Here is a 276-nt window from a genome sequence, read left to right as displayed (position 1 = left end):
ACCCGCAACGATGGCGGCGGCAGCCAGGTGGTCAACAACTATACTTACAACAAGCGACGCCTGTTAACCAGCGAGGCCATTGTACAGACCGGATGTCCCAGCCAATCCGTAGGGTATTTCTACGACTCCAATGCGTCGCTGGCCGCAATTCCATATCCCAGCGGGCTGACACTGGACTACGGGCCGAACGCCTTGGGCCAACCTACCCCTGTCGGTGCTATCGCCACGGCGGTCACTTACCACCCACATGGGGGAGTAAAGCGAGTCGTGTACGGC

The 276-nt window shown here is 59.4% G+C and carries 1 pseudogene; it reads left to right on the top strand.

Annotated elements, in window-relative coordinates:
- Positions 1 to 276: pseudogene (locus ACQG3P_RS19630) on the top strand (hypothetical protein); the annotation flags it as partial.

Origin of the sequence: Stenotrophomonas sp. SrG (genome assembly GCF_050031795.1) — a bacterium.
Lineage (GTDB): Bacteria > Pseudomonadota > Gammaproteobacteria > Xanthomonadales > Xanthomonadaceae > Stenotrophomonas > Stenotrophomonas rhizophila_A.
This window is presented reverse-complemented; position numbering and strand designations above follow the sequence as displayed.